This is a genomic window from Pseudomonas sp. LBUM1666 (assembly GCF_059695775.1).
The window spans coordinates 5,505,438-5,519,412 of record NZ_CP166789.1 but is presented as its reverse complement, the minus strand read 5'-3'; the positions used below and the strand labels follow the sequence as shown (position 1 = coordinate 5,519,412).

The following is a 13,975-nucleotide window of genomic DNA, read 5'->3' as shown; positions in this document are numbered from 1 at the left end:
ATGACCCGAGCGCTGGTCTGGTGGTTGTTGTGTTTGATTCCTGCGCTGGCGACAGCGCAGGACGAGCCGTTGCGACTGGGCTTCAAGGGTGAATTGATTTCGCTGAACCGGACTCAGGTGATTTCCCGCGAGCCGTTGTCTGCTGATATGCAGGCGCCGTTGGGCAGTTTGTGGAAGTTGTTCGTGTACGGCTGGCTGGTGGATACCGGCGCCCGTGAGCCGGCGTATGAGTGTCGCGGGCAGTCGAAAGAGGAAGTTTATTGCTGCACGGCGGGTGGCAAGATCGAACGCGATCAGGCGTTGGTGAAATCGTGCGGTTTGTACTTTGAGCCTGCGCGATTGGGTATTTCCAATGCTGGCTGGCGGGGATATTGGCAGGCTCGGCAGGCTCCGGAATGGTTGCTGGACTTGCCTTCGTTGCAGCCTTCTACGCGCGTGTCGGTGGCGGAATTGCTGAAGGTGCTGGCCGTGATGCCGGCTCAGGATCAGGCGCGGCGGGTGTTGCTCGATGTGGTGCTCAATGCGGCTGACGGCAATGTCGTCGGCGAACTCGGTGGCCGACTGCGGGTGAAAACCTGGAGCTGGTTGGGCGATCAGGATCCGTCGTCGCGTCAGGGTGGATTTGCCGGCTGGACGACGGATGGATCACCGATCTGGGCGGGAGGGCGCGGGACCAGTCAGATGGTGCTTCGTCATTACGGTGCGGCGTTGGCTACGGTGTTGCCGGTGGATTGGCCCGCGGACGCAGGACGATGTGTCGAGGTCGGTCTGTTTTCCCGTTATCCGATCGGGCGTGTTCTGGCCGGGGATCACGTTGTGGCTTCCGGGCCTTTGCAAGGCGATTACCGCGTCGAATTCGCCAACGGCAATCAACTCGATATCCACAGCGATGGCGAACTGTTTCTGTTGAAGGACAAGCTCGTCGCCCGGCTGGACCGTGAAGAGTACGTCGCCCGGGTCCTGCAACGTGAAGCCAAACCCGAACCTGCTGAAGCCGCTAAAGCACTGGCCATCGCGATAAGAACCTACCTGCTGCAAAACGCCACCCGCCACGGCGACTGCCTGAGCATCGACGACAGCAGCAGCCGGCAACGCGTCGCCCCACGTCCGGCCACCGCCGAATCACGCCACATCGCCGCCTGGACCAGCGACCTGGTCCTCGCCGGCAGCACCGTCACTTACCACTCCGACCAACCCGGCCCGGACAAACTCTCCTGGCAGCACGCCGTCGAACAAGCCAACGCCGGCCAACGCTACGACGCCATCCTGCTGCACGCCTACCCGCGCGCCAGCCTCAGCCGCTGGGACAACCCCGTCGCCTCCTGCGAAGCACTGCCCGCCGCGCAAGACTGGCTGCTGAACCAACGCCGCGGCTGGCGTGCGCGGTTGGAAAGCGAGGTTGGCTACAACGAAGTCAGCACCTTCGCCGTCTGCCGCCTGGCCTTCGGCCGCCCCTATGTCGACCGCGAACGCCAGCGCATCTACGTGCGCGGCGTGTTGTCACTGCAAGACCGCCTCGACCTGACCCACGAATACCTGCACCTGGCCTTCGAAGCACACCCCAACGGCCAGGATGAAACCTACATCGAAGGGCTCGCCCGCCACCTCTTGCTGGAATAGGCCATGAAACTCCGTTATCCACAGGTCTTCCTGTTCCTCTGCTCCTTTTGCGTATGGCCGACGACGTTCGCCGCCGAAAGTGCGGCCAAACTCGACACACCCGTTGGCGGCTGGCGCACTGGCGCGCCTGAAGGCGAAGGTGAAAACTTTCGCCAGATCGTCAACTACCCGGCCTCCTCGGTGAACACCCCGGTGGGGCAGGCGAACACTGCGCGCATCACCGGTCAGATCAACGCGACGCCCAAGTCTGGTGAGCCGGGCCGGTTGATCGTCAACGGCGTCAGCATGCCGCTAAAGATCGATCCTGCCGGCCGCTTTGATCGCCCGTTCTCATTTCCCAACGGCAGCAACAGCGTCGAAGTCCGCAGCCCAGATGGCCAGCAACGGCATCGCACGCAGTTTCTGAACGCCAGCGGCGGGGCTACTCCGGCGAAGTTGCGGGTGCTACTGGCTTGGGACAGTGACGGTACGGACCTGGATTTGCACCTCATCACCCCCGACGGCGCCCACATCTGGTACGGCGACCGCGTTGTTCCCAATGGTGCTGCGCTCGATGTTGACGTGACGACGGGGTACGGCCCGGAAATCTTCGCCATGCCGGCGCCGATCAAGGGGCAATACCTCGTCTATGTGAACTACTTCGGGGGCGGGTATCGCAGTGATGAGGAAGGGCAGGAGGATGCGGTTCAGTCGCTGACGACGGCGCAGGTGACGGTGATTACGGAGGAAGGGACGCCGAATGAGAAGATGGAGACGTTTCTGGTGCCGATGCGGGCGGTGGGGGAGTTGACGTTGGTTAAGGGGTTTAGTTATCCGTGAGGCCAGTCAGCAGGAAGGTGCGCACGTCACCTGCCTTGGACTTGGATACTTGCAGCAACATCGATGCTTGGGGCATCGCATAAAGTCCACGGCTGAGCCACTTGCATAGTAGTGGTTATACGTCTGTTCGGTCATTTCGGTTCGTCTTCCATGGCGGCGTCATCACTTGCCAGTTCGCGCTCAATTTGTTCAATGCTGGGCAGGCTGGTTTGCAACTCTGCCGGCAAGGACTCCACTAATTGGTACTCGGCCACGCCGATGGGACGGGCGTTATCACGCAGGGCATATTCGGCCACTACCTTATTCTTGCTCTTGCATAGCAGAAGGCCGATGGTCGGGCCGTCCTGCGGGTGCTTGAGTTGAGCATCCACTGCGGTGAGGTAAAAACTCAGTTGACCCAGATGTTCGGGCTTGAACTTGCCAGACTTCAACTCGATTACCACATAGCAACGTAGCTTGAGGTGATAAAACAGCAAGTCGATGAAGAACTCGTCACCGCCTACATCCAGCAGAACTTGCTGGCCGACGAAGGCAAAGCCTGCACCCAGTTCCAGCAAGAAGTCGGTGACATGCTTAACCAGAGCGTTTTCGATCTCGCGCTCTTGGGCATCAAGAGTCAGGCCGAGGAAGTCGAAACGGTAAGGGTCTTTCAGTGATTCTCGGGCAAGGTCGGACTGCGGTTTGGGCAAGTGGCTATCGAAGTTACTGACTGCGTTGCCGCTGCGCTCCAGCAAACGGGTCTCGATTTGCATCACCAAAATATTGCGCGACCAGTTGTGCTCGATGGCCTGTGCGGCATACCAGTAGCGAGTTTCCTGGCTAGGCAGTTTGTCCAACAGCGCTAACTGGTGATACCAAGGCAATTGTGCAAGCACCTCTTGCACAAATTTTGCGTCCGGCCACGCTTCGGCAAAGGCGCGCATGTACTTGAGGTTGCGTGGGGAAAACCCTTTCATATCAGGAAAGGCGGCGAGCAAATCCTGAGCCAAGCGGTCGATCACTTTGGCTCCCCAACCCTGTTGTGCTTGCCGGGACAAAATATCCTGACCGATCTGCCAGTAGAGCAGCACCAGTTCGCGGTTCACCGCCAGAGTGGCGCGCTGCTGGGCATTATGGATGCGGCCTTTGAGATCGACCAGCCAATCTCCATAGCCTTCGGGCGGCATGCTCAGGCTAGCGGGGGTGTCGCTCATGCTTTGTTCCCTTGTGGCTTTTTCGGCGCGGCCTTCGCCGCGTTTGCCGCCAGCTCGGTGTAGAGGTCATAGAAAAGCGAGGCCATGAAATGCGCCGAGCGTATGGGAGCACTCTGCACCGAATCAAACGGTGGGCTGCTAAGTCCATTACTGATTTGGCAGTGACGGTCGAAGATTAGCCAGCGCATTTATCAGGCGCAAGCAGGTTGGACTTTCGAGGAGATTTCCTTCAAAAGAAAGCGAAGCTGCTTACTTTTAGGCCTCTATCGCCTAGTGAAAGAAAAAGTGCCAGCACTGCTAATACTAGACAAGAAACTTTTCGACAGGCATTAAAAAGCCGGCTTGTGGCCGGCTTCTCGGGGACTGGCTTGGTTCATTTTTGGTAAACCGCGCCAGCCTTCAAAACGTACACCCGGATCTTGCGTCCGGCTGTGGGACTTGGCGAGAAAGTCATCTGCCTTGTCGGTGCGATCAGAGCCGCGAGGCGGGTCGATGCGCAAATGTGGGGCGCAGCATACTGATTTTTTTGCAGAATTCCCAGTGTGGCGTGCGGGGTAGAGCTATCTCGTGACTTGTAACAGCAGGCTTCGCCAGCTGCTACAAAGTTATGTGTTTACAGAAAAGGTATGGGTGGCTTGCGTTTATTCAGGGTAGACCACCAGAACACCCATCCCAGAACCCTTATGTTTTGTTCTTCGATTTGCGGAGGTCTGAAGACTTCATCCGGGTATTCGGAGCTGTTGTGGCTGCGCATACGTATCGCGTTGCCTGGTACCCGGCTCAGGTATTTGATGCGCAACATGCCGTCGTGCTCGATTGCGTAAATCTCTCCATCGACAATTTGCGTGAGCCCGCGGTCGATGGCGACGATGGAGCCATCTTCAATTTTTTCGGCCATGCTGTTGCCAACCATGCGGGCGCAGATGGCATTGGCGTGGTTGATTTCCAGGGAGTCAAGATCGCTGCGCGGCAGGCGGATCGATTCGCTGGGGTCTTTGATGACGTGGGTTTTGTCGGAGCCGGGGGCAGTGGCCGCCTCTTTGTAAAAGGGTAGTTCGATATCGACTGGGTCGATGACCCGATAGGTGCCCCGGATTGACTGGGCGTCGAAGGTGTTGCCGGATGCGTCGACCAGATGCAATTCCCTGGCGTCTTTCGGCCCTTCGCCGGATTTCAGCCATTCAGTGTTCACGGACAGTCTTCTGGCGACATCTTCCATGCGGTAATCAGGAACTCCGCGGGTATACCAGTTATGGACAGTTTGAGGGTCGGAAATACCCAGGAATTCGGCAAATCTCGTTGTCGTGATTTGTAGCTCTTTCAGGAGCATTCTGAATCGTGGGCCGCAGGATTTGTTCTTTTTCATAAACACGAGTCTAGCCGTGCGGCATAAGGCTTTGATTCAACAAAACGTTCAAATCTGGCGTGAAATTTAAGTCCTGATGTAAGACGTCTTTTGTAAAAATTAAACAAGAAAAAACCGGTTTGCCCGCCAGTTAAATGTGCTGTTGAACATGATATTCAAACGCCCACAAAAAACCCCGGATCAACCGGGGTTCTTCGTTATAGCCGCTCGTGAGAGGCAGCTATCAGCCTTTATAGGCAGCAACCGACTTCATGATCTCGGTGCGAGCGGCTTCTGCGTCGCCCCAACCTTCGATCTTCACCCATTTGCCTTTTTCGAGGTCTTTGTAGTTCTCGAAGAAGTGCTTGATCTGTTCCAGCAGCAGCGGTGGCAGATCGGTGTATTCCTTCACGTCGACGTACAGCTGGGACAGCTTGTCGTGTGGGACTGCGATGACTTTGGCATCGCCGCCGCCGTCGTCGGTCATGTGCAGGATGCCGACCGGACGGGCGCGGATGACCGAACCTGGAGCAACCGGGTAAGGGGTCACGACCAGCACGTCGAGGGGGTCACCGTCGTCAGCCAGGGTGTTCGGGATGAAACCGTAGTTGGCCGGGTAGAACATCGGGGTGGCCATGAAACGGTCAACGAACAGGCAATCGCTGTCTTTGTCGATTTCGTATTTGATCGGGGCGTGGTTGGCCGGAATCTCGATCGCGACGTAGATGTCGTTCGGCAGGTCTTTGCCAGCCGGAATCTTGCTGTAGCTCATTGGGCGGTGCCCCCGTTAGTTGACCAAAAACACTTGGCCGGATTGACCAAAAAGTGGCGGCGATTATAGGCATATTCCGCCGCCGATGCCACGATCCAAGGGTCGTAGAGACCTTAGTCGCGTGCCTGATAGACCGGGTCTTCGGCCAGAAGTTGCCGCAACCGGGCCAGAGGGTCCTGACGATAAAACAGCTTCAGCTGTTCATAGACCTGAGGATACGCCTCGTGCAGCAAATCCGGGGCACTGAAGAAGTATTCGCTGGTGACCGCGAAGAATTCGGCGGGGTTTTCCGCAGCGTACGGGTCGATGGCGGTGTCAGCGTCGGGATTGCGGTCCAGTTGCCGATCAAGGTCGTCGTAGGCCTCTTGCATGACCTTGGCCCAGTCGCTGACCCGCATGTCGGCGTGCAGTGGCGGCAGGCCGTTGGCGTCGCCGTTGAGCATGTCGAGTTTATGCGCGAGCTCGTGGATGACCAGGTTGTAGCCGTCCCAGCCACCGCTGGCTATCACACCGGGCCACGCGAGGATGATCGGGCCTTGCTGCCAGGCTTCGCCGCTGTGTTCGCCGTCCCATTCGTGTTCGACGCCGCTGGCGTCGCGATGGCGCTGGGGGCTGAGGAAGTCGTCGGGGTAGAGGACGATTTCGTGGAAACCCTGATACCAGTTCAGATCGCCCAGATGTAGCAACGGCAATTGCGCCTGGGCGGCAAGCAGCAGGCGCTGCTCCTGGTGGAGTCCGACGCCGGGTAGGGCGGTCAGGTGTTTGTCCTGGAGGAACAGCACGCTGGCTTCACGCAGCCACTGGTCTTCGGCGGCGCTGAGGCCATCGAGAAAACTCAAGTGATGACGCACCCGCTGCCACATGTCGTCGGCAATCGGATGCTTGGCCAGGATGCGCCGGCGACGCCAGGCGTTAAGGGACCACATGGTGAATCAGCGCGATTGGGTTTTGGACGCGGCGTTGCCGAAGCGGCTGCGGATGATGCCGATGATCATCGGTACCAACGACAGCAGGATGATGCCCACGACCAGCAGCGACAGGTTTTGCTTGATGAACGGTACGTTGCCGAAGAAGTAACCGAGGGTCACCAGGCCACCGACCCACAGGATGGTGCCGAGAACACTGAAGCCCAAGAAACGCGGATACGGCATTTTCGCCACGCCGGCGACGAACGGTGCAAAGGTGCGGATGATTGGCAGGAAGCGCGCCAGGGTCACGGTTTTGCCGCCGTGTTTGTCGTAGAAGTCGTGGGTTTGCTGCAGGTAGTCGCGACGGAAGATTTTCGAGTTCGGGTTGCTGAACAAACGCTCACCCGCCGTTCGTCCGATCACGTAGTTGGTGCTGTCGCCAAGGATCGCCGCCAGCATCAGCAGGCCGCCCAGCAGCACTGGATCCATACCGCCGCCGGCCGCTACGGCGCCCGCGATAAACAGAAGGGAATCGCCCGGCAGGAACGGCATCACCACCAGGCCGGTTTCGCAGAAGATCACCAGGAACAGAATGGCGTAAATCCATGGCCCATAGTTGTTTACCAGCAAATCGAGGTAAACATCGAGATGCAGGATAAGGTCGAGCGGGTTGAAATCCATGGGGAGCACCTGAGGTGACGGCCCGACTCGGCAGGCCTGTGCGGATGACTTCGCGAAAGGCTACAGACGGGTGTAGTTTTTCTTACAAGCCGGAAAGGTCGGCATTATACGAGCTGAGTGGTGAAAAGCGCGTTGAGTTTGTAGCGGGGGATGTCTAGGGATCCACACCGGTTGGAGTGGTGCAATCGATTCCTGTGGGAGCGAGCTTGCTCGCGATTCAGGCACCTCGGTGTATCAGTCATACCGAGGAGAAGCTATCGCGAGCAAGCTCGCTCCCACAATGTTCGATGCAGATCAGAGCTCGTCGCTGATCGGCAGCACGTAGTTCTTGAACTCGGTGTCTTCCTTGAACCCGATGGATTCGTAGGTTTTCTGCGCGACTTCGTTGTTGCTGCTGGTGGAAACGCGCATGCGCACGGCATTGGTTTCCTTGGCCATTTTCTTCGCGGTGCGGATGAGATTGTCGGCCACCAACTGGCGGCGGGCTTCTTCGGCGACGTAGATGTCGTTGAGGATCCATACGCGCTTCAGCGAAAGGGACGAAAAGCTCGGATACAACTGACAGAAACCCATCAGTTTGTTGCTGTCGTCATCGGCCAGGGCCAGGTAGATCACCGACTCCTTGCGACGCAGGCGCTTTTCAAGGAACGCCCGGGACGAGTCCGGATAAGCCAGGGAGCCATAAAACTCGCGATATTTGACGAACAATGGGGTCAACAGGTCCAGGTGTTCGAGGGTCGCTTGAATAATCCGCATGGTAGGTCTCGTCTTCAAGTGGCTGTCTTCACGTACTGTGACGGCGAACGGTTCTCACTCGGGCAGCCGTGTTTCGATCCTGCCTGAAACTGAATTAGAAATGCAATGCGGAAACGGTTCAGGCATCCGGCAGACTCAGTAGGAAATTACCTTTCCTGTCCGCTCCTGCGTCCGACTCCAGTGTCAGAACCTGGGCTTCGTCCTTCAGATTGACCCCTGACAACTGCCGCCGGCAGGCTTCGCGCATCAAATACAGCAAACGGTGTGCCGCCATGCCGTAACTCAGGCCTTCGAGTCGGACGTTGGAGATGCAATTGCGATAGGCATCCGTCAGCCCGATCTTTGGATTGTAGGTGAAATACAGTCCCAGGCTGTCCGGGGAGCTGAGGCCAGGGCGTTCGCCGATCAGGATCACCACCATTTTTGCATCCAGCAGTTCGCCGATCTCGTCGGCTACGGCGACCCGACCCTGTTCCACTAGAATGACCGGTGAGACGGACCAGCCGTCATTCACAATCTGGTCTTCCATCCGCGCCAGAAACGGCAGGGTATGGCGATGAACGGCCAGCGCCGACAACCCGTCGGCAACGACAATGGCCAGATCGACACCGCCGGGATTGGCCAATGCGTAATCGCGCAGTGTCTGCGCCGACTCATCACTCAGCTTTCGCCCCAAATCGGGGCGTTGCAAATAACTGTTCCGGTCCGTAGCGGCGCTGTGTAGCAGCAAACTGGCACGCCCGCGTTCAGCCAGTTGTGAGCTGAGCCCCATATGGTCGAACGGCAAGTGCACCGCATCCCGGGCCTGAGCGTGGGCGTACTGGAAATCCAGCTGTGCGCTGGTCGGCATGCTGGTGCCGGTTCTTCCCAAGGCGATCCGCGCCGGCGTCAGGCGACGCAGTTCCAGCAACGGGTTCTGTGGATCAACGGGTGGTTTATCCATTTCAACACTCATCCCAGTTGTGTCATCGCTTGGCGGAAAGCCGGCGGCAGGCTGTCGCCGAAGTGAATCTTGCCGTCTGCCTGGGTGAAAATGCCCATTCTCGCCAGCCATTGTTCGAATTCCGGCGCAGGTTTCAGGCCCAGCGTCTGACGGGCGTAAAGGGCGTCGTGGAACGAGGTGGTCTGATAGTTGAGCATGATGTCATCGGAGCCGGGGATGCCCATGATGAAGTTGATCCCCGCCACGCCCAACAGGGTCAGCAAGGTGTCCATATCGTCCTGGTCGGCTTCGGCGTGGTTGGTGTAACAGATGTCGCAACCCATGGGCACGCCCAGGAGCTTGCCGCAGAAGTGGTCTTCGAGGCCGGCGCGGATGATCTGTTTACCGTTGTAGAGGTATTCCGGACCGATGAATCCTACGACGGTGTTCACCAGGAACGGTTTGAAATGTCGCGCAACGGCGTAGGCGCGGGTTTCGCAGGTCTGTTGATCGATGCCATGGTGGGCGTTGGCTGACAGGGCGCTGCCCTGACCCGTCTCGAAATACATCAGATTCTGCCCCAGCGTGCCGCGATTCAGGCTCAAACCGGCGTCATAGCCTTCCTGCAGCACGTTCAGGTTGATACCAAAACTGGCGTTCGCCGCTTCGGTGCCGGCGATCGACTGGAACACCAGGTCCAGCGGAACGCCGCGATTTATTGCCTCAATGGACGTGGTGACGTGGGTCAGCACGCAAGCTTGTGTAGGAATTTCGTAGCGCTGAATGATCGCGTCGAGCATTTCCAGCATGGCGCAGATGGAGGCGATGCTGTCGGTGGCCGGGTTGATGCCGATCATCGCGTCACCGTTGCCGTACAGCAGGCCGTCGAGAATGCTCGCGGCGATACCGGCCGGTTCGTCGGTGGGGTGGTTGGGTTGCAGGCGGGTGGATAACCGGCCGCGCAAACCCATCGTGCCGCGGAATTTTGTAACAACACGGATTTTTTGCGCTACCAGCACCAGATCCTGCACGCGCATGATCTTCGAGACAGCGGCGACCATCTCCGGGGTCAGGCCTGGCGCGAGGGCGCGCAGGCTCTGTTCGTCGGCCGCGTCGCTGAGCAGCCAGTCGCGAAAGCCGCCGACGGTGAGGTGGCTGACGGCGGCGAATGCTTGTTTGTCGTGAGTGTCGATGATCAGTCGGGTGACTTCATCGGTCTCGTAGGGAACCAGTACTTCCTGCAGGAAGTGAGGGAGCGGGATGTTCGCCAGGGCCATCTGCGCGGCGACCCGTTCGCCATCGTTGAGCGCCGCGACACCCGCCAGAAAGTCCCCGGAACGCGCCGGACTGGCCTTGGCCATGACGTCCTTGAGGCTGTCGAAACGGTAGGTCTGGGCGCCGACCGTGTGAGCAAAACTTGCCATACAGATTCTCCGTGACGGCGCAGACAGGGCCTGCGCCGTAATTTCTGGCCGTTAGTGCAGGGCTTTTTCAGCTTTCTGAATGGCCGCGAATTCTTCTTCGGGCGTGCCTGCTACCAAGTGATGCCGACTGTAGAAAGCAAAGTAAGCAATTAACACTCCATAGATGATCGCAGCGCCAATCACCACGCGTGGGTCTACCAGAAAACCCGCCACCACGGCGATGCAAGCCAGCACCAGCGCTACACCCGAGGTGAAGATACCGCCGGGTGTGCGGTATGGGCGATCCATTTTGGGGCGTCGAATGCGCAGTGTGATGTGCGCCGCCATCATCAGGACATAGGAAATGGTCGCACCGAACACCGCCACCAGAATCAGCAAGTCACCCTGACCGGTCAGCGACAAGCCGAAACCGATGATGCCGGGAATAATCAGCGCCAGTACGGGGGCCTTGCTTTTGTTGGTCTCGGACAGTTTGCGTGGCAAGTAGCCGGCGCGGGACAGGGCAAAGATCTGCCGCGAGTAGGCATAGATGATCGAGAAGAAACTGGCGATCAGCCCGGCCAGGCCCACCAGATTGACGAAGTGGCCCATCCAGGTCGAGCCGCCATAGGCCTTGCTCAACGCTTCGACCAATGGATTACCCGAGGTCAGCAGTGCATTGGCGCCGGCACCACCCGGGCCGATTACCAGAATCAGCAGGGCAAAGCTCACCAGCACCAGCATGGCGCCGATCAATCCGCGGGGCAGGTCGCGTTTTGGGTTTTTGGTTTCTTCTGCTGCCAACGGCACGCCTTCGACAGCGAGGAAGAACCAGATCGCGTAAGGAATTGCCGCCCACACGCCGACATAGCCGAAGGGCAGGAAGCTGCTGGCGCCCTTGGCGTCAGTCACCGGGATGTCGAGCAGATTAGCGACGTTGAAGTGCGGCACCATCGACACCAGGAACACGCCCAGTGCCAGCGCAGCGACGGCGGTGATACCGAACATCAGTTTCAGCGCTTCGCCGACTCCGAAAATGTGAATGGCGATAAAGATGATGTAGAACGCCAGGTAAATCATCCAGCCGCCGATGCCGAACAGTGATTCGCAATAGGCGCCGATAAACACCGCGATCGCCGCCGGGGCGATTGCGTATTCGATCAGAATCGCGGTCCCGGTCAGAAACCCGCCCCACGGCCCGAATGCGCTACGGGCAAAACCGTAGCCACCACCCGCGGTGGGAATCATGGAAGACAGTTCCGCCAGGGAAAAACACATGCACAGGTACATGGTCGCCATCAGCAACGTGGCGAGAAACATACCGCCCCAGCCACCTTGGGCCAGGCCGAAGTTCCAACCCGCGTAATCGCCGGAGATGACGTAGGCCACGCCCAGGCCCACTAGCAGGACCCAGCCTGCTGCACCTTTTTTCAGTTCCCGTTGCTGGAAATAGTCGGAGCCGACTTTTTCAAAGTCGACCGAGGAGGTAGCCGGCTGCACGCTGGCTTGATCGCTAGGCATAGGGGTTCACCTGTTCTTATTGTTTTTGACCGGCGTGGTTGCCGGGATGGCGCGAAGGCGCAATGTGCAAGCAAGCTCACTCCCACAAGGAGAGTGGCTTGCCTGCGACAGACGCTTTTAGAAGAAGCCCAACGGATTGATGTCGTAGCTCACCAGCAGGTTTTTGGTCTGCTGATAGTGATCGAGCATCATTTTGTGGGTTTCACGACCGACGCCGGATTTTTTGTAACCGCCGAACGCGGCATGCGCCGGGTACAGGTGGTAGCAGTTGGTCCACACACGACCGGCCTTGATGGCGCGGCCCATGCGGTAGGCGCGGTTGATGTCGCGGGTCCAGAGGCCGGCACCCAGGCCGAACTCGGTGTCGTTGGCGATGGCCAGGGCTTCGGCTTCGTCCTTGAACGTGGTGATGCTCACCACTGGGCCAAAGATTTCTTCCTGGAATACACGCATTTTGTTGGTGCCCTTGAGCAGGGTCGGCTGGATGTAGTACCCGGTCGCCAGGTTGCCCTCGAGTTTTTCGATCTTGCCGCCGGTCAGCAGCTCGGCGCCTTCGCCCTTGGCGATTTCCAGGTACGAAAGGATTTTGTCGAATTGCTGCTCGGACGCCTGGGCGCCGACCATGGTGTCGGTGTCCAGCGGGTCACCACGTTTGATCGACAGTACTTTCTTCATCACGACTTTCATGAAGTCGTCGTAGATCGACTCTTGCACCAATGCACGGGAAGGGCAGGTGCAGACTTCGCCCTGGTTGAAGAACGCCAGCACCAGGCCTTCGGCGGCTTTTTCGATGAAGGTTTCTTCGGCTTGCATGATGTCGGCGAAGAAGATGTTCGGCGACTTGCCACCCAGCTCCACGGTGGACGGAATGATGTTTTCGGCGGCGCATTTCATGATGTGCGAGCCGACCGGGGTCGAGCCGGTGAAGGCGATCTTGGCAATGCGTTTACTGGTGGCCAGGGCTTCGCCGGCTTCTTTGCCGAAGCCTTGCACCACGTTCAGCACGCCCGGTGGCAGCAGGTCGCCGATCAGCTCCATGAGCACGGTAATGCCCAGCGGCGTTTGTTCGGCAGGCTTGAGCACCACGCAGTTACCAGCCGCCAGGGCCGGGGCGAGTTTCCAGGCGGCCATCAGGATCGGGAAGTTCCACGGGATGATCTGCCCGACCACGCCCAATGGTTCATGGATGTGATACGCCACGGTGTTGCCATCGATCTCGGCGGCGCTGCCTTCCTGGGCGCGGATGCAACCGGCGAAGTAACGGAAATGGTCGGCCGCCAGCGGGATGTCGGCGTTGAGGGTTTCACGCACGGCTTTGCCGTTGTCCCAGGATTCGGTGATTGCCAGGACTTCGAGGTTCTGTTCGATGCGGTCGGCGATTTTCAGCAGCACCAGCGAGCGCGCCTGGGCGGACGTGGCGCCCCAGGCATCGGCAGCGGCGTGGGCAGCGTCCAGGGCTTTTTCGATGTCTTCGGCCGTGGAACGCGGGAATTCGGCAATCGGTTGGCCATTTACTGGCGAGGTATTGGTGAAGTACTGACCTTTAACAGGCGCGACGAACTCGCCGCCGATGTAGTTACCGTATTTGCTCTTGAACGAAACGATAGCGCCTTCAGTACCGGGGTGAGCGTAACGCATGGTGATTTCTCCTTGGCTTTTGTGCTTATAAGGGAGAGCGCATGTGCGCTTGCTATAAGCGTAGAGCAAAGGTCGGGCCACTGCCTTGCAGGTCAGGCAAATCAAGGCCTTACGCGGTTTTTGTCGGACCGGCGGACGCTGTCTGTGACGCTTTCGGTACGGTCCCCGTGACACTTTGTACCGCTTCTGGCACGACATGTGACGGGTCGGTCTCGCCAGCATTGCAATGCGCCGATGGCTGGAGGATGCTCTGTGGCGAGGGGGGCTTGTCGGAACGCCGCATCGCCCCGTTCGGCTGCGCAGCAGTCGTATTGGGTAAACGTGATTTACCTGAATGCGTGCGGTGTCAGGATTCTTGGGGCCGCTTCGCGACCCAACGGGGGCAAGCCCCCTCGCC

At 58.8% G+C, this 13,975-nt stretch carries 12 protein-coding genes; 2 read left to right on the top strand and 10 right to left on the bottom strand.

Annotated features, from left to right (window positions below):
• Together ACA056_RS25470 and ACA056_RS25465 are read left to right on the top strand one after the other, a co-directional pair.
• A complete protein-coding gene (locus ACA056_RS25470; protein WP_497268637.1) occupies nucleotides 1-1,620 on the top strand; it encodes a DUF2300 domain-containing protein in 1,620 nt (539 codons plus the stop codon).
• Between the two features lie 3 nt (nucleotides 1,621-1,623).
• Nucleotides 1,624-2,439: a YfaP family protein gene (locus tag ACA056_RS25465; protein ID WP_497268635.1), complete on the top strand. Its 816-nt coding sequence runs from the start codon at nucleotides 1,624-1,626 to the stop codon at nucleotides 2,437-2,439.
• 131 nt (nucleotides 2,440-2,570) lie between these two features.
• On the opposite strand, the gene ACA056_RS25460 is transcribed toward ACA056_RS25465, so the two are convergent.
• The 10 genes from ACA056_RS25460 to exaC all read right to left on the bottom strand — a co-directional run bounded on the left by ACA056_RS25460 (nucleotide 2,571) and on the right by exaC (nucleotide 13,578).
• Nucleotides 2,571-3,632, bottom strand: coding sequence for a PDDEXK nuclease domain-containing protein (locus ACA056_RS25460; protein ID WP_497268633.1), 1,062 nt, complete (start codon nucleotides 3,630-3,632; stop codon nucleotides 2,571-2,573).
• Between the two features lie 613 nt (nucleotides 3,633-4,245).
• Nucleotides 4,246-4,998, bottom strand: a complete 753-nt coding sequence (locus ACA056_RS25455) for a S24 family peptidase (RefSeq protein WP_497268631.1) — start codon at nucleotides 4,996-4,998, stop codon at nucleotides 4,246-4,248.
• Nucleotides 4,999-5,221: 223 nt separating this feature from the next.
• Nucleotides 5,222-5,749: an inorganic diphosphatase gene (ppa, locus tag ACA056_RS25450; RefSeq protein ID WP_028620880.1), complete on the bottom strand. Its 528-nt coding sequence runs from the start codon at nucleotides 5,747-5,749 to the stop codon at nucleotides 5,222-5,224.
• A gap of 113 nt (nucleotides 5,750-5,862) precedes the next feature.
• Nucleotides 5,863-6,675 (bottom strand): M90 family metallopeptidase, encoded by an 813-nt coding sequence (locus ACA056_RS25445; RefSeq protein ID WP_497268629.1) that lies wholly within the window; start codon nucleotides 6,673-6,675, stop codon nucleotides 5,863-5,865.
• Between the two features lie 6 nt (nucleotides 6,676-6,681).
• Nucleotides 6,682-7,338, bottom strand: coding sequence for a DedA family protein (locus ACA056_RS25440; RefSeq protein ID WP_497268627.1), 657 nt, complete (start codon nucleotides 7,336-7,338; stop codon nucleotides 6,682-6,684).
• A gap of 294 nt (nucleotides 7,339-7,632) precedes the next feature.
• On the bottom strand, nucleotides 7,633-8,094 hold the full coding sequence (locus ACA056_RS25435) for a GNAT family N-acetyltransferase (protein WP_095130795.1): 462 nt from the start codon (nucleotides 8,092-8,094) through the stop codon (nucleotides 7,633-7,635).
• Nucleotides 8,095-8,212: 118 nt separating this feature from the next.
• The gene (gene eutC, locus ACA056_RS25430) at nucleotides 8,213-9,037 is read right to left on the bottom strand and encodes an ethanolamine ammonia-lyase subunit EutC (protein ID WP_497268624.1); all 825 of its coding nucleotides are present in this window, start codon (nucleotides 9,035-9,037) and stop codon (nucleotides 8,213-8,215) included.
• Nucleotides 9,038-9,045: 8 nt separating this feature from the next.
• On the bottom strand, nucleotides 9,046-10,440 hold the full coding sequence (locus tag ACA056_RS25425; RefSeq protein ID WP_497268622.1) for an ethanolamine ammonia-lyase subunit EutB: 1,395 nt from the start codon (nucleotides 10,438-10,440) through the stop codon (nucleotides 9,046-9,048).
• 51 nt (nucleotides 10,441-10,491) lie between these two features.
• Complete coding sequence (gene eat / locus ACA056_RS25420; protein ID WP_497268620.1) at nucleotides 10,492-11,940, bottom strand: ethanolamine permease; 1,449 nt, start codon at nucleotides 11,938-11,940, stop codon at nucleotides 10,492-10,494.
• A 117-nt stretch (nucleotides 11,941-12,057) separates the two neighbouring features.
• Nucleotides 12,058-13,578, bottom strand: a complete 1,521-nt coding sequence (gene exaC, locus ACA056_RS25415; RefSeq protein WP_461999951.1) for an acetaldehyde dehydrogenase ExaC — start codon at nucleotides 13,576-13,578, stop codon at nucleotides 12,058-12,060.
• Between the last annotated feature and the right edge of the window lie 397 nt (nucleotides 13,579-13,975).